This is a genomic window from Tropicimonas isoalkanivorans (assembly GCF_900112335.1).
GTDB classification, from domain to species: domain Bacteria; phylum Pseudomonadota; class Alphaproteobacteria; order Rhodobacterales; family Rhodobacteraceae; genus Tropicimonas; species Tropicimonas isoalkanivorans.
This window is the reverse complement of the sequence record NZ_FOLG01000002.1, coordinates 109,993-127,945: the sequence shown is the minus strand read 5'-3', so window position 1 is coordinate 127,945 and position 17,953 is coordinate 109,993. Positions and strand designations below refer to the sequence as shown.

General features: G+C 61.3%; 13 protein-coding genes and 1 pseudogene. 13 read left to right on the top strand and 1 reads right to left on the bottom strand.

Going from position 1 to position 17,953, the window contains the following annotated elements; translation table 11 throughout:
- Positions 1-4: 4 nt before the first annotated feature.
- From BM075_RS04795 to BM075_RS04735, 13 genes and pseudogenes are all read left to right on the top strand, one after another.
- Positions 5-3,970, top strand: coding sequence for a baseplate multidomain protein megatron (locus BM075_RS04795; protein WP_093359543.1), 3,966 nt, complete (start codon positions 5-7; stop codon positions 3,968-3,970).
- A gap of 10 nt (positions 3,971-3,980) precedes the next feature.
- Positions 3,981-5,057 carry a DUF2793 domain-containing protein gene (locus BM075_RS04790; RefSeq protein WP_093359542.1) on the top strand — a complete coding sequence of 359 codons (1,077 nt, stop codon included), beginning with the start codon at positions 3,981-3,983 and terminating at the stop codon, positions 5,055-5,057.
- Positions 5,058-5,076: 19 nt separating this feature from the next.
- Positions 5,077-5,364: a DUF6127 family protein gene (locus BM075_RS04785; protein ID WP_075784372.1), complete on the top strand. Its 288-nt coding sequence runs from the start codon at positions 5,077-5,079 to the stop codon at positions 5,362-5,364.
- Between the two features lie 75 nt (positions 5,365-5,439).
- A complete protein-coding gene (locus tag BM075_RS04780) occupies positions 5,440-6,114 on the top strand; it encodes a YcbK family protein (protein WP_093359541.1) in 675 nt (224 codons plus the stop codon).
- A complete protein-coding gene (locus tag BM075_RS04775; RefSeq protein WP_093359540.1) occupies positions 6,111-6,368 on the top strand; it encodes a hypothetical protein in 258 nt (85 codons plus the stop codon). Before BM075_RS04780 ends, BM075_RS04775 begins: the two co-directional genes overlap by 4 nt.
- Before the next feature lie 588 nt (positions 6,369-6,956).
- On the top strand, positions 6,957-7,832 hold the full coding sequence (locus BM075_RS04770) for a chlorite dismutase family protein (protein ID WP_218152811.1): 876 nt from the start codon (positions 6,957-6,959) through the stop codon (positions 7,830-7,832).
- A 36-nt stretch (positions 7,833-7,868) separates the two neighbouring features.
- Positions 7,869-10,415 carry a molybdopterin-dependent oxidoreductase gene (locus tag BM075_RS04765; protein WP_093359538.1) on the top strand — a complete coding sequence of 849 codons (2,547 nt, stop codon included), beginning with the start codon at positions 7,869-7,871 and terminating at the stop codon, positions 10,413-10,415.
- A gap of 25 nt (positions 10,416-10,440) precedes the next feature.
- On the top strand, positions 10,441-11,310 hold the full coding sequence (locus BM075_RS04760) for a 4Fe-4S dicluster domain-containing protein (protein WP_093359537.1): 870 nt from the start codon (positions 10,441-10,443) through the stop codon (positions 11,308-11,310).
- Positions 11,311-11,342: 32 nt separating this feature from the next.
- Positions 11,343-12,062, top strand: a complete 720-nt coding sequence (locus BM075_RS04755) for a TorD/DmsD family molecular chaperone (protein WP_093359536.1) — start codon at positions 11,343-11,345, stop codon at positions 12,060-12,062.
- Entirely contained in the window at positions 12,062-12,529 is a 468-nt protein-coding gene (locus tag BM075_RS04750) for a c-type cytochrome (RefSeq protein WP_093359535.1), read from the top strand. The genes BM075_RS04755 and BM075_RS04750 overlap by 1 nt, the downstream gene beginning before the upstream one ends.
- Before the next feature lie 123 nt (positions 12,530-12,652).
- Positions 12,653-13,714 carry an Mrp/NBP35 family ATP-binding protein gene (locus BM075_RS04745; protein ID WP_093359534.1) on the top strand — a complete coding sequence of 354 codons (1,062 nt, stop codon included), beginning with the start codon at positions 12,653-12,655 and terminating at the stop codon, positions 13,712-13,714.
- A 279-nt stretch (positions 13,715-13,993) separates the two neighbouring features.
- Positions 13,994-14,305 (top strand): carboxymuconolactone decarboxylase family protein, encoded by a 312-nt coding sequence (locus tag BM075_RS04740; RefSeq protein ID WP_093359533.1) that lies wholly within the window; start codon positions 13,994-13,996, stop codon positions 14,303-14,305.
- A gap of 342 nt (positions 14,306-14,647) precedes the next feature.
- Positions 14,648-14,743: pseudogene (locus BM075_RS04735) on the top strand (DDE-type integrase/transposase/recombinase); the annotation flags it as partial.
- 412 nt (positions 14,744-15,155) lie between these two features.
- Here the strand turns inward: BM075_RS04735 and BM075_RS04730 are convergent.
- A complete protein-coding gene (locus BM075_RS04730) occupies positions 15,156-17,951 on the bottom strand; it encodes a BPTD_3080 family restriction endonuclease (RefSeq protein ID WP_093359532.1) in 2,796 nt (931 codons plus the stop codon).
- Positions 17,952-17,953 lie beyond the last annotated feature (2 nt).

Sequence of the window (17,953 nt, the reverse complement as noted above, 5' to 3'; positions counted from 1 at the left end):
CGACATGGCAACGCTTGTTCTCGGTGCAGCCGGCGCCGCCATCGGCGGTTCGATCGGCGGGGCGATCCTCGGCGTGAGCGCCGCGACCATCGGCGGCTTCATCGGCTCGAGCATCGGCTCGGTCGTCGACAGCTGGATCATCTCGTCGCTGGCGCCGACCCAGCGCATCGAGGGCGCGCGGCTCGACACGCTGCGCATCACCTCGGCCACCGAGGGCGCGGTGATCCCGCGGCTCTATGGCCGGATGCGGATGGGCGGCAACATCATCTGGGCGACCGATTTCCGCGAGGAGACGAAGACCACGACGCAGGGCGGCGGCAAGGGCGGCGGGGGCGGCAAGGTCAAGACCACCGAGTATCTGTACTACGCCAGCTTCGCGGTGGCCTTGTGTGAAGGCCCGATCACCGGCATTGGCCGGATCTGGGCCGACGGCAAGCCGATGGACCTCTCCGGCGTCACCTGGCGCTGGTATCCCGGCGACGAGGCGCAGACGGCGGACCCGTTCATTGCGGGGAAGATGGGCGCAGCCAACACGCCCGCCTATCGCGGCACCGCCTATGTCGTCTTCGAGGAACTGGCGCTTTCGACCTACGGCAACCGCCTGCCGCAGCTGTCCTTCGAAGTCTTCCGGCCGCTCGCCGATCCCGACATCGCCGAGGGGCTGACCCGCGCCGTCACCATGATCCCGGCCTCGGGCGAGTTCACATATGCCACGCAGGCCATCCGCAAGACCGATGGCGGCGCGACGATGCCCGAGAACCTGAACGCGCTGGCCGACTCCACCGACATGGTGGAGGCGCTCGACCGGCTGCAAGCGATGGCGCCTGCGGTCGAGAGCGTCAGCCTCGTCGTGGCCTGGTTCGGCGACGACCTGCGCGCGGGCTCCTGCAAGGTGCGGCCGGGCGTCGAGGTCTCGGCCAAGTCGACCACGCCCGCCAGTTGGTCGGTGAACGGCGTGAGCCGTGCCAACGCCTTCCTGGTCAGCCGCGACGACCAGGACCGCCCGGTCTATGGCGGCACGCCGTCCGACTTCGCCGTGGTGCAGGCGATCCAGGAGATGAAGGCGCGCGGGCTGCGCGTGACATTCTACCCATTCATCCTGATGGACGTGCCGCCCGGCAACACCCTGCCGAACCCCTATTCCGACAACGCCGCCGAGACCGGCCAGCCCGCTTTCCCCTGGCGGGGCCGGATCACCTGTTCTCCAGCGGCAGGCTACGCGGGATCGGTCGACAAGACTGCCACGGCCGCAAGCCAGGTCGCGGCGCTGTTTGGCGCGGCGACACCTGCGAGCTTCAGCGTGGCGGGTCAATCGGTTTCGTGGACAGGCACGCCCGGCGACTGGGGCCTGCGCCGCATGGTGCTGCACTATGCCCATCTCTGCGCGGCGGCGGGCGGGGTCGATGCCTTCCTGATCGGCACCGAGATGCCGGGGCTGACGACGGTCCGCTCGGGCGCGGCCACCTATCCGGCGGTGCAGGGCTATCGGGACCTCCTTGCCGATGTGCGGTCCATTCTCGGGGCCGGGACGAAGATCGGCTACGCCGCCGACTGGTCGGAATACTTCGGGCACCAGCCGGGCGACGGCTCGGGCGACGTGTTCTTCCACCTCGATCCGCTCTGGGCGGACCCGGAGATCGATTTCGTCGGCATCGACAATTACATGCCGCTGTCGGACTGGCGCGACGGGTTCGAGCACGCGGATGCGCAGGCGGGCTGGCCTGCGATCTACGACCGGGCCTATCTGCAGGGGAACATTGCGGGCGGGGAAGGCTTCGACTGGTTCTATGCCAGTGCGGCTGATCGGGTGGCACAGGTGCGCACCCCGATCAGCGATGGCGCGGCGGGCAAGCCATGGGTTTTCCGCTACAAGGATCTTCGCGCCTGGTGGTCGAACGCGCATTACGACCGCCCGGGCGGGGTGGAGAGCGGCACGCTGACGGCGTGGGCGCCGGAGTCGAAGCCGATCTGGTTCACCGAGCTCGGCTGTCCCGCCATCGACCGGGGCACGAACCAGCCGAACGTCTTCTTCGACCCGAAGTCGTCCGAGAGCTTCACGCCGCATTTCTCGCGGGGCTGGCGCGACGACGCGATCCAGCGCGCCTATCTCGAGGCGACGTACCTCTGGTGGGGCGTCCCGGCGAACAACCCGGTGTCATCGGTCTACGGCGGCCGGATGGTGCATGTGCCGGAATGCGCCGCCTGGACCTGGGACGCGCGGCCGTACCCGTTCTTTCCGGCGCTGACCGATGTCTGGACGGACGGGGCGAACTGGCGGCTGGGGCACTGGCTGACCGGACGGCTTGGCGCGGTGTCGCTGGCGGCGCTCGTGCGGCACCTCTGCCTGCGCGCCGGGCTGCCCGAGTCCCGGATCGACGTCACCGGCCTCTGGGGCGCGGTCGAAGGCTACGCCATCACGGCGCTGGAAAGCCCACGCGCCTCGATCACAACGCTGTCGCGGCATTTCGGCTTCGACGCCGTCGAGACAGAGGGGGGGATCCGCTTTGTCATGCGCGGCCGGGCCTCCGTCGCCACCCTCGCGCCCGACGATCTGGTGGCCACCCGCGAGGGCGATGTGCTGGAACTGACGCGCGGCCAGGAGACCGAACTGCCGCAGGCCCTGAAATGGCAGGTCGCCCGCGCCGACGAGGATTACGACGCGGCCCTCGTCGAGGCCCGGCGCATCACCGTGGACACGACCCGGATCGCGTCCGAGTCCTTTCCAATGGCGGTGCCGCCCGAGGAGGCCGAGAGGCGCTGCCGCCGCGCGCTGATGGAGGCGTGGGTGGGCCGCGAGACGGCGGCGTTCCGTTTGCCACCCTCGCGCCTCGCGTTCGATCCGGCCGATGCGATCCGGCTCGCGCATGACGGGCGTCTGGTCGATCTGCGGCTCGTCTCCATCGCCGACGCGGCAGCGCGCGGCATCGAGGCGGTGCGGCAGGACCGTGCGACTTACGATCTGCCGCCCGGCGATCCCCGCGCGGCGTCGCTGACGCGGGCCGTGGTGTTCGGCGCGCCGGACGCGGTGCTGATGGACCTGCCGCAGCTGACCGAGGACCAGCCCGCGCATCGACCGTTTGTCGCGGCGCACGCTCTTCCCTGGCCGGGCGAGATGGCGGTGTTCCGCAGCCCCTCGACGGACGGGTTCGAGTTGCTGACCACGTTCGGCAGCCGCGCCCGGATCGGAGCGCTGGTCTCGGACTTCTATCCGGGCCCCACCTCACGCTTCGACCACGGCAATGCGCTTGTGGTCGATCTGCTCACCGGCACGCTGGAGAGCGTCACCGACCTGACGCTGTTGGGCGGCGCCAATGCGCTGGCTATCGAGAGCGCGCCCGGCACCTGGGAGATCGTGCAGGCGGGCGCGGCCGAGCTGCTGGCGCCGGGTCGATACCGGCTGACCCGGCTCCTGCGCGGCCAGCGCGGCACCGAGGGCGCGATGGGCAATCCGGCGCCCGCTGGCGCTCTTGTCGTGGTGCTGGACGCGTCGCTGGCGTCCCTGCCGATTGCCGAGGCCGATCTCGGATTGCCGTGGAACTGGCGCATCGGTCCGGCGAGCCGCCCCGTCAGCGACGAGACCTATGTGGCGCAATCCTTCACGCCCGCGGGCGTCGGGCTGCGGCCGTTCTCCGGCGCCCATGTCGAGCAGCCGTGGCGCAGGCCGCGCACGCCCGGCGATCTGACGATCCGCTGGACGCGCCGGTCCCGAGCTCTCGCGGCCGACAGCTGGGGCGGGCTAGAAGTGCCGCTCGGAGAAGAGCTCGAAGCCTACGAGGTCGAGATCCTTGATGGCGCGACCGTTAAGCGGGTGCTGAGCACCGCCACCACCAGCGCGGTCTACACCGCCGCAGACCAGACCGCCGATTGGGGCGCGCCGCTCGGCCCCGGTGACACGCTCGACAGCCGCATCTACCAGCTCTCCGCCCTCGTCGGGCGGGGCGCGCCCAAGACCCTCACGCTGATACTCTGAAGGCCATCCCATGTCCGACGCCACGACCCATCTCCTGCTGCCCTACATCCTGGCGGCGCAGGCCCAGAAGCACGTCACCCACAACGAGGCGCTGCGGCTGCTCGACGGGCTCGTGCAGCTCTCGGTGCTCGACCGCGATCTGACAGCGCCGCCCGGCAGTCCCGCCGATGGCGATCGCTACATCGTCGCCTCGGGCGCGACGGGCGAATGGTCCGGATGGGACCTGAACGTCGCGCTCTGGACCGATGGCGCCTGGCTGCGACTTCCCCCGCGGATCGGCTGGCGCGCATGGGTCGAGGACGAGGGCCTGCTGCTGGTCTACGATGGCGCGGGCTGGCTCGGGACCACACCGGCGGCGCTGCAGAACATGGCGCTCCTCGGGGTTGGCACCACGGCGGATGCATCGAACCCGTTCTCGGCCAAGCTCAACGCCGCGCTCTGGACGGCGAGGACCGTGGCCGAGGGCGGCACCGGCGACCTGTTCTACACCATGAACAAGGAGGCGGCCGGCGACGATCTCGGTTTGACCCTCCAGACCGGCTTCGTGACCAAGGCGCTGGTGGGGCTGTTCGGGTCGGACCGCTTCCGGCTCGCGGTCTCCGCCGACGGCAGCACCTTCTTCGACGGGCTGAGCGTCGACAACGCCACCGGCATTGTCGATCAGCCCCGGCTGCCGCGGTTCAAGGCTTACACGAACTACGACAACTACGTCGGCGTCGGCACCTGGACCAAGATCGGCCTTAACAACACCGACTACAACGATCAGGGCGCGTTCGACGCCGTGAACAACCACTTCGTCGCCCCCGTGGACGGCACCTACCTCTTCGGCGCGACTCTGCTGTACAAGATCAACGCCAGCGCCACCGCCCGCATGCGCGGGCGGCTCGTCCTGAACGGCACGACCGAAATCCGCGGCTCCCTCGGCGAAATCTCCGCCACTCATGTCTCGCTCGCTACCGCGATCTGGCTTCAGACCATGGTGCCGCTGACGGCAGGCGATACCGTCGAGCTGCAGGGGTATTTCCGGGTCGCGGACGGCTACTTCGCCGCCGACCACACGTCCTTCTGGGGCTGCAAGGTCGGCTGAGCGGCGGAAGGAGGATCCGATGAACCCACCCCGATCCGAGGGCTTCGTGCGCATGCCCGACGCCGAGTTCGAGGCGATCTTGACCCGGGCGGCGGAGGAAGGCGCCAAGCGTGCGCTGGCCGATGTCGGCCTCGACGGCGACGAGGCCGCGCTCGACATCCGCGATCTGCGCTCCCTGGTCGACTGCATCCGGCTGGTCCGCCGCACCGCGATGCAGACCGCCGTCCGCATGATCACCACCGGCGTCATGCTGGCGCTGCTCGCGGGTATAGCGATCAAGCTGAAGATCTTCGGCGGCGGCCCGTAGCCGCTCAACACCCCCGTTCACCAGCCCAACCGCACCCGCCCTCGAGGCGGTTTTTTTTCGTTTCGGAGGACCCCCATGACCACGACCTTCCACCGCCATTGGCGAGACGTGCCAGAGAGCGCCTGGCGCTGGCCGAACTTCTCGCCCGCCGAAATCGCCTGCCGAGGTACCGGCAAGCTGCTGGTCAAGGAACCCGCCCTCGACAAGCTGCAGGCGCTGCGCGACCGGCTGGGCAAGCCGCTGATCGTCCGCTCCGCCTACCGCAGCCCAGAGCACAACCGTGCCGTGGGGGGCGCGGGCCGGTCGAAGCATCTCGACGGCGCCGCCTTCGACATCGCCATGGCGAACCACGATCCGGTGGCCTTCGAGGCGGCGGCACGGGAGGTGGGCTTCCTCGGCTTCGGCTTCTATCCGCGCTCGGGGTTCATCCATGTCGATCTTGGCCCGGCGCGTCAGTGGGGCGAGCGCTTCCCGGTCCGGGAGACGGCTTTCGCGGCTGAAACCCCGCCTGCGCGCGAAGTGCTGGCCGACAGCCGTACCATGAAGGGTGGTGGCGCGGCCGGTGTCGCCACGCTGGGCGCGGCTGGGGTCGAGGTTGCGCATAGCGTTCTGGCCGAGACCCAATCCGCCATCCTGCCGCTCGTCCCGTACCTCGATACGCTCCGCTGGGTGTTCATCGCGGTGGCACTCGGTGGCATCGCGGTCACCATCTATGCCCGCCTCGACGACTGGCGCCGGGGGCGGCGGTGATCGCCGCGCTTCTGACCGGGTTCGCCGCCAGCCCGTGGACACGGGCGGCGCTGCGCTACGGCGCCATCGTCCTCGCCGTGCTCCTGTTCCTGCTGTCGCTTCGGCGGTCCGGCGAGCGGACGGGCCGCCTCGCCGAGCGACTTGAGACCACGGAGAAGGCCAATGATGTCCACCGCCAGATGCTGGAAGCAGCGGCTCGCCGCCCTCGCGATCGTAACGAGCTTGCTCAGCGGCTGCGCGACGGTCGGTTCTGAGCCCGGCATCGCGACCGCCTGTCCGCCCGTGGTGGAGTACAAAGCCAACGAGAGAGATATCACTTTGCGCGTGACCGATGAGATCTAGAAGCACTTGCTCTGTGCGACAAGTGGCGACGAAGGGTGTCGTCGGACCTGTCCAGACGAGTCCGACGCTGGGCACGACGAGGGAGCGATCGAGATGGCGGTTTCCCCGCTCACATGAAGTCTCCGAGACGAACGAACATGCGTGACACGCTGCGCCGTGAAGCGACTGATCCTTGCTTGGATCGTGTTCCGCACAGACCCGCAGCATTGTCTCCAGCGGCATCGGTGGGCGGCCCACCCTCCGGGTCGTGCGGCGCAATCAGCGCCGGAAGCCGGCTCCAGGGAACCATCGCGTCGACCTCAGCAAAGAACTGTTGGCGCCCCGTCACCTTCTTTTTCAGCGCATCGCGCTGGCCGGAAAAAGCAGGTCCTTCCAGAGGCTACTTGATCTGAATCAACGCCAGGAAATTCAGAATCTGCGCATGCAGACCGCACGCGACAGAAACCACTGATGCAGGATCGCATTGAGTGCCTGCGCAACAAAGTTTGGGAGAAGAACGCATGCCAATTCTTTACGGAAACCGTCGGACATATGCAACTCAAATGTTGACGGTAACAGCCACCGCCATGCTCGTGGCGGCGGGACCGATGTCCGGCACGATGGTCTATGCACAACAGGCGAATGCAGATGCCGAAATGGCGATGGATATTGACCACGCGAAAATCCTAAAGGATGCTGGCGTTATTGGCGTTTTCGCCACATACAAAGTCAATCCGGACTACTACCAAAGGGCATCGGCCGAGCGGCGCGGCGGGGTTGAAGAAGTGCTCGCCGTTGTCGATGCGCACAAAAGCAAAGTGCGGGTTGACGCCTATCTGACGAGGGGGCTTAGCTCTGAGAGCGACTTCATGCTTCGTGTCCATGCCTATGATCTCGAAGCGGCTCAAAATTTCATGACCGATTTCCTGGAAACTCGGTTTGGGATGCACACGGAAGTTACCGAAACTCTAACCGGCATCACAAAACCCCTGAACTATGTCACGAAAGAAGATTCGCCAGACATGAACGCCGCCTTGTCTTCTGCTTCGTACTCAGATGAGGAGCCGAAATACTCGATTGTCGTTCCGATCGAGAAAGATGCAGAATGGTGGAACATGAGCCACGAAGAACGCCTTTCGCACATGGAAGTCCACACGGCACCGACGCTTGAGTTCCTCGTGAACGTCAAGCGCAAGCTTTATCATTCGACCGGTTTGGACGATGTCGATTTCATTACCTATTTTGAGACCGCTGATCTCAATGCGTTCAACAACTTGGCGGTGTCTTTGATGGAGGTTCCGGAAAATTTGTACCATGAACAGTGGGGTGAACCGACCATCCTTTCAACCATCCAGCCGATTGAAAACGTGGTGGCAACACTTTCGGCATTGAAGTAACGCACCGATGCTCGCAAGCACGGATAGGAGAAGAAGATGACCACTTCAACCAGACGTAGTTTTTTCAAGGGTAGTTTGGCTGCGCTTGTGGGTGCCTCGGTGAATCCTTTCGGCCAAACCAGCGCCGCATTAGCGGCGTTGGTCCAAACCGAAGCGCGCCCATGGGAACAACAGATGCGAGACAGGTTCCTTGGGGAGACGAAATTCCGCGCCGTCAATATGCCAAACTGCACGGGTTCCTGCGGCTGGAATGTTTTTGTGAAGGACGGGATCGTTCAACGAGTGGAACAACCGCTCGATTACCCAGACGACGAATATAACCCGCGTGGGTGTATGAAGGGTCAGACCTATGTCCGCCGGGTGTATGCAGCAGACCGGATCAAGTACCCGATGAGGCGCGTAGGTGCACGCGGTGCTGGCTTATGGGAACGGCTCAGCTGGGACGAAGCACTCGACTACGTTGCATCCGAAATGAAACGGATTTCCGAAAAATACGGTAAAAATACAGTTTGGATTTATCCTCCTGTTCCCGCTACCGGGCTTGTAAAACAGGGCGGCGGCTTTCGATTCGCGTCGGTGAACGGCTTCGGTATTGGCACATTCTACAACTGGTACGGTGATCTTCCCCTGGCGCATCCGATAACGTGGAACGTCCAGACCGAAGAGCATGAATTCCGAGATGTGCTTAATACGAAATATGCGATTATCTGGGGCTCTGATATATTCCAAACCCGGATGCCTGATGCGCATTTTTTCACGGATGTCAGAGCGAAGGGGGTGAAACTAGTCTATATCGCTCCCTACTTTGACCCCACGGCCAGCGGTGTTGACGAGTGGGTTAAAATTCGGCCAGGAACAGACGCGGCCCTGGCGCTCGGCCTGTGTCATGTCGTTGTGAAAAAAGGACTTGCAGACGAGGCGCACCTCCGCCGTACGACAAGCGGCCCGCTTCTCATCCGAGAGGATAACAGCAAGTACCTCAAGGCCTCTGATGTGGATCCCGACGGCGATCCGAAAACCTTCATGGTGTATGACTCAAAAACTGAGACGCCCGTTCCCGACGTGTATTTCAGCGACGAACCGCCGCTCACGGGTAGCTGGTCGGTCAACCTCGCGAATGGTGAAACGATCACCTGCTCCACTTCCCATACGCTGTTCCTCAAAACTCTTGATGAACACGATCCGGAAACGGTCTCCGAGATTACCGGCGTCCCAGTTGACGTTATTGAACGGATTGCGGTGGAGTATGCATCTGCAGATCCGGCGAGCATCTGGTCCGGCACTGGCATTAACCATTGGTACCACGGAGATTTGATGGGGAGAGCCGTGATTGCCTTGGGATGCATGACCGGTAACGTCGGAAAACAGGGCGGGGGCGTCAGCCCTTGGGCTGGTCAGTACCGGATGCGTCTCAATCCGACCGATTATTTCTTCCCGAAGAAAAATGAGGACGGGTCCGAACGTTATCGCCCAGTTCCGCTCGACACGGCATACGTCGTGAACGGGCCAACAGAAACCATGGCTGATAAGGAAAAGCTATGGCGCCAGGTTCGGTGTATCTATGCGGCCGGCGGCAATCTCTTTGGCCAAGCCTCGGACCAAGCCCAGCTGGCGAAGACACTTGAGGAAGAAATCGAATTTATCGTTTCCCCGGAAATCCAGATGAGCAGTACCGCGCAACTCGCGGATGTCGTACTGCCCGTCGTAAGCTGGTACGAGCTGCCGATGGACATCTGTACGACGCCTGCTCACCCATACATCCAGATGCACGAAGGAGCTCTACCGCGGATCTATGACGCCAAGCCTGACATTGAAATCTACTACGAGCTTTGCAAACGATTGGGCACTGGCGACATCTTCGAATTCAATAAGCCTGAGCAAGCCGCAGACCTCCTGTTGAAGACTGGTGGTCCGCGAGTGGAAGGCATTACGCTGGAACGACTGAAGAAGGAACGTGTCATCAAGGTAAATCTGCCGACCGATCCAATCGCGCCCTTCACCGAGGAGGTCGAAGGCAAGAAGAAGTTTGCAACGGCCTCGGGGCGACAAGAGCTCTATAAGGATGAAGACAGGTTTATTGAATACGGTGAACAATTGCCTATTCATAAGGAACCGCACGTCGCATCACCCTATGGAACTTCAAAAGTTTGGAGTGAGGCAAAAAAGGAACGCAACCCGAATATGCAGGCTTATCCGCTTGTCTACCACGCCAGGCATACACGGTGGAGCGTTCACTCGTCTTGGAGAACGACGGATATTCTCCTTAAACTAGATGATATCGGCGAACCTTTGATTGAAATTAACCGCGAGGAAGCTGCGAAGCGTGACCTAGTAGCGGGTAAGTATGCTATTGCGTACAATCAACATGGGTACATCAAGGCGAAAGTGAAAGTTCGCGATGCTGTCCCGCCAGGTGCTGTGCTGATCTATTTCGGATGGCAACGGCAACAAATCCGAGAGGGTCATTGGAACGGTCTTTCCCGCGTTGATATCAATCCGATCCACGAAATCTATTTCGTTCCCAACGTTTGGGGGCCGGTTTCCGGGCATTTTGATCAAATTTGTGAAGTCAAGAAAGCTTAACTTCCGCAACTGAAAGGAAAGAAAAATGTCCGAAGAACTTTGGCAAAAATACTACGGCCAACCAAACCCAAAATACGGAAATCGTGCACAATACGGAATGCTGATCGACATCAATAAGTGTATTGGCTGCCACACTTGCACGATGGCCTGCAAGAATACTTGGACGAGCGGTTCAGGCCAGGAGGATATGTTCTGGAACAGCGTCACGACCGCGCCTTACGGAAAATATCCCCGTCACGGTGAGGAAACCGCCAGTCACGACGAATATGATTATCGGTTTTCAAATCTGTATCAGGATACGCCCAAAGGCAATGGTCCGGATCTGTGGCAGTTTTACTTGGCAAGGCCCTGCAACCATTGCGCCAATCCAGCTTGCCTACCGGCCTGTCCTACACGGTCCATATACAAGAACGATGATGGGATCGTGTTGATTGACCAGGACGACTGCAAAGGCTTCCAGTACTGCGTGAAGGCTTGCCCGTACGACAAGATTTACTACAACGCAACTACGGGGAAGTCAGAGAAGTGTGTGTTCTGTTTCCCGCTCTTGGAAAAGGGTCAAGAGCCGCAATGCGTCAAGAGCTGTACCGGTAAGATTCGAATTTTCGGAAATTTGATGGATCCGGATAGCGCAATTTCGAAACTGATACGCGATCCGTCTCTTGGTGTGCAACCCTACGATCCCGAAGTAGGCCTCGGAGCGACCCATCGCACTATAAGCAAAGGGGAACGGCGTCAGTATCGGCCGGATTTCGGAACTATTCCGTCCGTCTGGTATGTCCCTCCTAGGAACATTCCGCCTGAAGAGGTGGAGAAGTATTTTGGATATGCAATGCAGGGTTTTATCCAGGAGCCGAACCCCGTTCCTGACGAGATTAAGATGAAAGATCTCTGAACTCGTGCCTCAAAGACAAGGATAACAGTGTTATGACTGAAATGGTCAAAAGGGCCGTGTCGCACGGTTCCGAAGTTGCAATGGCAAGGGGTCAAATCTACAGCTTCCTGGAGCTGGCGTTTGGCCACCCTGCTGAAAAAGGAATTGAATATTTTAGACAGGAATTCGTAGAAAGGTCCTTACATCAGACTCTGGGTAAGCTTGATCTACCGTCTGCTTTTGATGAAGGGATGTTTAAATGTTTCGACCGATTTTTCAAGAATATTCGAGAATCTTCCATCCAAAGGATCGAAGGAGATTACATCAAGCTTTTTTCGAGTAACTACCCGATTATTCCTTGCCCACCCTATGGGTCGCTTTTTACAGTCGATGAAACTAAACGTCTCGAAGAAATGGCGGCGGTTAAGGAAGCGTACCAAGAATCTGGTATGACGTTGTCAGATAAGCACGAGGAACTTCCCGACCACCTCGGCGTCGAGCTCGAGTTTCTTCAATACCTGAGCTTTCGGGAGAGCGAGAGCTTGCAAGATAGGGAAGAGGAGATCGTGAAGTTTTGGAGGGACAAACAGGCGCATTTTCTTGCACGCTTTGTCGTTCCTTTCGTGACGCAGATGGCTTTGATCGCAGAAAAAGCCGAGCCAGACAACATTTACTCGGATCTGGTTGGTGCGATTCGGCATTTTGTCGTTCACCATAGTGGTGAATTTACTGAGATTGCCTTAGAGTTCAACGGAAGCCTGGAGGATTCGTGATGGTAACCCACATATCGTTTATTCGACTACTCATGGTCGGCGCCATGCTGATCCCGACATCAGTGATTTCTCAGGAAAAATCTGATGAGGCAGCGGACTCGTTTCTGTCGGTGTCAAGTCCGGTAGCTATGCCATTCTTCACGTCAATGACTGAAGTGTCAGCCGAAAATGGACGCCTGATTTATTCAGAGAATTGTGCAGTTTGTCATGGGTTGTTTGGTCGGGGCGATGGGCCTAGGGTCTCAAGCTTTGGAGAATACCAGTACATTCCGGATCTTTCAGACGGATATATTATTGAAGGTCGTGACGAGGAGATAATTGAGGAAATCAGCGAAGGCCTTAACAGACTGGAGCCACCATTAATCATCATGCCACAGTTCAAGTATATTTTGGCTCGATCTGATATTGAAAGTGTTCTTGAGTATCTCAAGATTCTTCCCGAGGTAGCACCACCCCTCATCGAATAGCCGGACACTCGTTACCGATCATATAGTGTGCAGGCATGGTGTTCACGGCGTGGAGATGTCGACAGTGTTGATGACACGGCGTGGTGGATATGGTGACCGGAACGATCAGGGGGTAGAGTTGAATTGACAACAACACGCGAGGGCGTTCTAAAGGCGCTGACTCGGGTCACCGACCCGGTGAGTGGGTCCAATATCGTTGCCGCTGGCGTGGTTCGGGCGCTAACCGTCGATGGCGGGGCAGTTAGCTTCGTGCTCGATATCGATCCCTCCAAGGTCAAGGTCTACGAGGCGGTCCGCGAAGCCGCCGAGGCGGCAGCGAAAGCGACGGGTGCGGAGCGCGTCTCGGCGGTGCTGACCGCGCATTCGGCAATGGAGATGCCCGAACTCAAGCCCAAGCCCAAGGTTGTACCCGAGGGGCCGCAGCGCGTGCCCGGCATCGACCACATCATCGCCGTGGCCTCTGGCAAGGGCGGGGTGGGCAAATCCACTGTCTCGGCAAATCTCGCCTGCGCGCTCGCCGCCAAGGGGCGCCGGGTGGGCCTTCTCGATGCCGATGTCCATGGTCCCTCGCAGCCCCGGATGTTGGGTGTATCGGATCGCCCCACTAGCCCCGACGGCAAGATCCTTCTCCCTGTGCACAATCACGACGTCGTCATGATGTCCATCGGCCTCTTGGCAAACGAAAATCAGGCGTTGCTCTGGCGTGGCTCGAGACTGGTGGGCGGGCTGCAACAGATGTTAATGGATGTGCAGTGGGGCGCGCTCGATTGCCTGATTGTCGATCTACCGCCGGGCACCGGCGACGTGTCGATGTCGCTGACTGAGAAAGCCAAGTTGGACGGCGCAATCATTGTCTCGACGCCGCAAGACGTGGCGCTTCTGGATGCGCGCAGGGCGATCGAGATGTTCAACCAGTTGGATGTGCCGGTGCTGGGCATGATCGAGAACATGAGCGCGCATGTCTGCTCTAACTGCGGGCAAGAAGAACATATCTTCGGCCACGGTGGCGTCAAGACCGAGGCTGAGGGGCTAGGCGTACCGCTGCTGGCGGAAATCCCGCTTCATCTCGACATCCGGCTCGCCTCAGACCGCGGCGCGCCCATCGTGGTTACAAAGCCTGACAGCCCGCAGGCGCAGGTCTTCCAGCAGGTTGCACGCGATCTCATAGGCATGGGCGTAGCATGATCGCGAGCCCGCTTTCCCACCGTTGATGTTGAGCTTCGCCGTCACCGGCGCGACCGTCCCCTGCGAGTAGGCTCGCGCGCTTGCCGCGCTCGAATGAGACGCGAAACTGGTAGTGCATAAGTTGGGGTCGATGCCGCTTTCGATGTGCCCCACGACACGGGACGCCTTGCCTCTTTCCTCGAGATCAGCCAGGTAACCTCTGCCGGGCGTTCAAGTTTTTGCGGAATATCGAGTAGCCCAGCCTTTGATCGACAAACCGTAAATGTGAAGGAGACCAAGATGACCAGACCCATGCCCGGTGCTGCCGGCGACCTCGCCGATGAGCATCCCGATATCTGGAAGGCCTATTCGGCCCTCGGCAAGGCAACAGCCGATTGCGGGCCGCTGACCGATCGGGAAAAACGGCTCGTCAAGCTCGCACTTGCGATCGGCGTTGGTTCTGAGGGGGCGGTGCATTCCCACACCCGACGGGCGAAGGTCGACGGGATCGAAGTCGCTGCAATCATTCAGGTGGCCATGCTGGCCATCGGACCGCTTGGCCTACCCCGCGCTGTGGCCGCCAAGACCTGGATCGAAGATATCGACGACTGATCCTCGGTGCAGCGGGCAAACCCCAAAAAAATGGAGGTGACACAAAAGCAGTCCGGCGCACTGCATAACACCCGCAAACAAGCGCAGTAGCACGACCGGCACGATGCTAGTGTCAGCCACCATTCCTGCGCCACTTCTGTACCCAACCTGTCCCGGTCGTCGCCCATTTCGCGCTGTTTCCGCCAATCGCCCAAGCGCCCGCAAAGGCCCGTACCGGAAATCCTTCAGCATTGCGGACTTTTGGGTCGGTCTTGTCAGAGCAAACTGGCTTGTAGCAGGCCGGCGAGCAGAGTAGCGTCATTTGACGACAAAACGCACCCCGTTAGAAATGGGGGGATTACCTGGCTATGGCATCTGGACGAGGTGTTCGTGAAGATCAACGGCAAGGCGCACTATCTTTGGCGGGCCGTGGATCGCGAAGGCAAAGGGGCTGAAAGCACGAGGTGGATTTCAGTTGGGTTTGCAGCAAGTCAAATTTGAAAGCGCCGGCCGGCATAATAAATTCAATGGCTTACGTTTCGGAGAAGGTTGTCTTTCAGGCCCATCCCCTCCGCCACTTGCCCTCGCGAAAGCGTTCTCCCGATCTGACTGAGGTCGAATTTTCTCGTTGTTTTCGAGGGTTATGCGGGAGGGGCTGAGCACTGGCCCCCGCGCCAGGAGGCCCGGAAGCGGTCTCTCAGGGCCGATATTCTCCGGACCTCTCGACTGCCCGATTTTGGTGTAGAGCCTGTAAGCCTCAGAAAATAAGGGAACAAATCGAAGGCTGACCTGAACACTTCGATGCTAGTGGCGCCATCGAGATGGAACCGGGATCGAACAACTCTGTCGCGCTCTGGCCGAAACACGAGCTCTATTCTGCTGGCTCGGCGACGGTCGCGTGCTTCGTGATGATGTCCTGCACCTCGCCCGGCTTGAACGCGACATCCCAAGCCCAGCGTCCGAAACCGCCTGCTGCGTTGATCGCCTTCACCCATTCGTTCAGCGCGTCCCGCTTGGCCTTGTTCTGAGGACTGTCGGTGCCCTTGATCTCGAGTGCGAGGATCGTGCCGCCAGCAAGGCGGACCAGGAAATCCGGGACGTATCGCCGCCGAGAGCCCGCCCACATGTAGTAGATCTGGAAACCGAGGTGATCGTTCTTGGCGTAGGCAAGAACGTCCTCGCGCTTCTCGAAGACATTGGCCGCGTGGCCTTCCCAGGCAGAATCTCCAACCAGATGGCTGATGTGCGACTTGGTCGTCGGAAAGCACGGCTTGGTCGTGTACCAGGTACGCATCAACCCGGTTGCACCGATCGGGTTTTCCTCGTCGAACACCGGCGTCAGACGTTCCGTGTTCTGCTCGGTCACATTGCTCAGCACATGCTGGACCACGAGATCGATGTTGAGCGCGATCAGGATCCGCCGCCGAAGCGGATCGGAGTGAAACAGCGACGGGATGTCGAGGCGGTCTGAGTTGGGGAACGCCTCGACGATCCTGACGAGTTGCGCCGCCAGATACTCGTGGGTGCCGGTGAACCCATGGCTCAGCTCTGCAAACGCCTTCCGCGCAGCCTGGAATACGAGGCGCTGCAGACGGAAGCCATCCGGTAGCTTCTCGAGGTCGATCGCGGTGACCTTGCCCATGTCCGTCGCGCCGCCGAGCGCCGGGGCGAGTTCGGCGCTGATCGGTGTGCTGGCGGGATCGAGCACGAGCGGCTGGACCTTGCTCCAGTCGATGGCGAGCTCCGGTTTGACGACCGCCTCCACGCGCAGCACGTTCGGCCAGCGAAGCTCCAGATGCGCGCGGTCGGGCACTACTTCGATCTGCGTGGTGGGCTTCGGCGGTGGCGGCGCCTCACCGCCTTCGCCGGTCTCCGAGATAGAGAGCGGCACGCCGAAGACGTTGACGTATTCGGGCAGGAACAGGCCGTTCTCGTCAGTGTCGTAGGACACCCGACGCAGTCCGCGTCCGACGACCTGTTCGCAGAGCAACTGGGACGTGAAAGCCCGGAGCCCCATGATGTGCGTCACATTCTTGGCGTCCCATCCCTCCGACAGCATCGCCACCGATATGACGTTCTGAAGGTCCTGGCCGGCTGCTCCCCTTTTCCCGACGTTGTCCACGATCTCGCGCAGCAGTTCCTCCTTCTTCAAGGCAAGGAACTGCTGGCGCCGGGTTTCGGGAAGGTCTGCCGCGTCGATGATGTCCTTCAAGCGCGCCTCGTAGTCCTTGTCGGATGAGGCGGTCTCGCCGATCTCTGCCTTCTCGAGCACTTTCGAGTCGACGCGAAGCGTCCGGTCTGGCGCGTGCAACTCGGGCCAATGTGCATCGCCCTTGTTGAAATAATTCTCGATGCGGGCCGCGGTCTCCGTGCGGTTGCAGACGGTGAGCATGACCGGAGGCGAATGATGCCCGGCTTCTCGCCACTGCCGACGCGTTTCCCGCCAGTCGGCGCCGAGCAGCGTGTAGGCGTCCTGCACCAGCTTCGGCAGCGCCTCATGCGGCTCGGCCTTTGCCCGGTTCAGGTCCTCGGAGACGGATGGGTCGCGGTAGATGTGGTAGAGCTTCGAGCGCAGCGTCTTTGCGTCCGGAACAGCGTCGTCGCGCACGACGACCCGGGGCGTCTTCACGAGCCCGGCCTCGATCGCGTCGTTCAAACCGAAATCCGAGATGATCCAGTCGAACAGCGCCGTGTCGGTGCTCTTCTTCCCTGTCGGGGCGAAGGGCGTGGCCGAGAGGTCGAAACAGCGCTGGATGCGCCGGGTCTTGTGGATTCGGTCCAGACCCTCGATCCAGCGCGTGGCTTCATCAAGGTCGATGCCCTGTTCGGCTGCCGCCTTCTTGCTGATCTTCACCTCGGGCGGTTTGCGATAGGCGTGGTGCGCCTCGTCGTTGATGACGATGATGTCCTTGTGCGACGCCAGCTTGCCCAGCACGCGCCGCGTGAAGGCCTCGTCGGACTCGCGCCCTTTCTTCACCACCGATCGGTCGGCTTCCTTCAGCGGCATCAGCGTGTGCCAGTTCTCGATCAGCACCTCCGCCTGGTTCAGCTTCTGGCGCAGGGCCTCGGACGGGCACAGGTTGAACTCGTCGTAGTAGCTGCCCTCGCTGGGCAGAAGCACCTGCAGCCGTTCCTTCACGGTCAGGCCGGGCGCCACGATGAACACGGCGCGGCTGAAATCCTTGTTCCGCTTCGGATAGGTCAGCGCGTTCAGAACTTGCCAGGTGATGATCATCGCCATCACCGTGGTCTTGCCTGCGCCCGTGGCCATCTTGTTGCACAGCCGCTCCCACGTCCCGCCGTCGCCTGGGATCGCGATGCCCTGCTTGTACGCCTCGGCGCCCTCGACCCACCAGATCAGTGTCTCGATCGCCTCGAGCTGGCAGAAATAGAACGGGTACTGGCGCGCATCGCGGTCGTGCCAGTGCTCCAGCAGCTTGCGTGTGACGATGGTCACGCCGGGCCAGCCCGCCTCGCGCCACTGATCCACGCGCGCCCGGATCGTGTTCACCAGGTCCAGCACCTCGGTGCGCTTGGTGTTGTTGCGCGCGTCGAAGACCTCATAGCTCGCCGGCCGCCGCTCGGGCTTGATCTCCAGCTTGCCGCCCTTGCCCTCGACCCAATGCTGCGCGGGGCACTCGAATGGCGTGTTGATGATGAGGGACATGG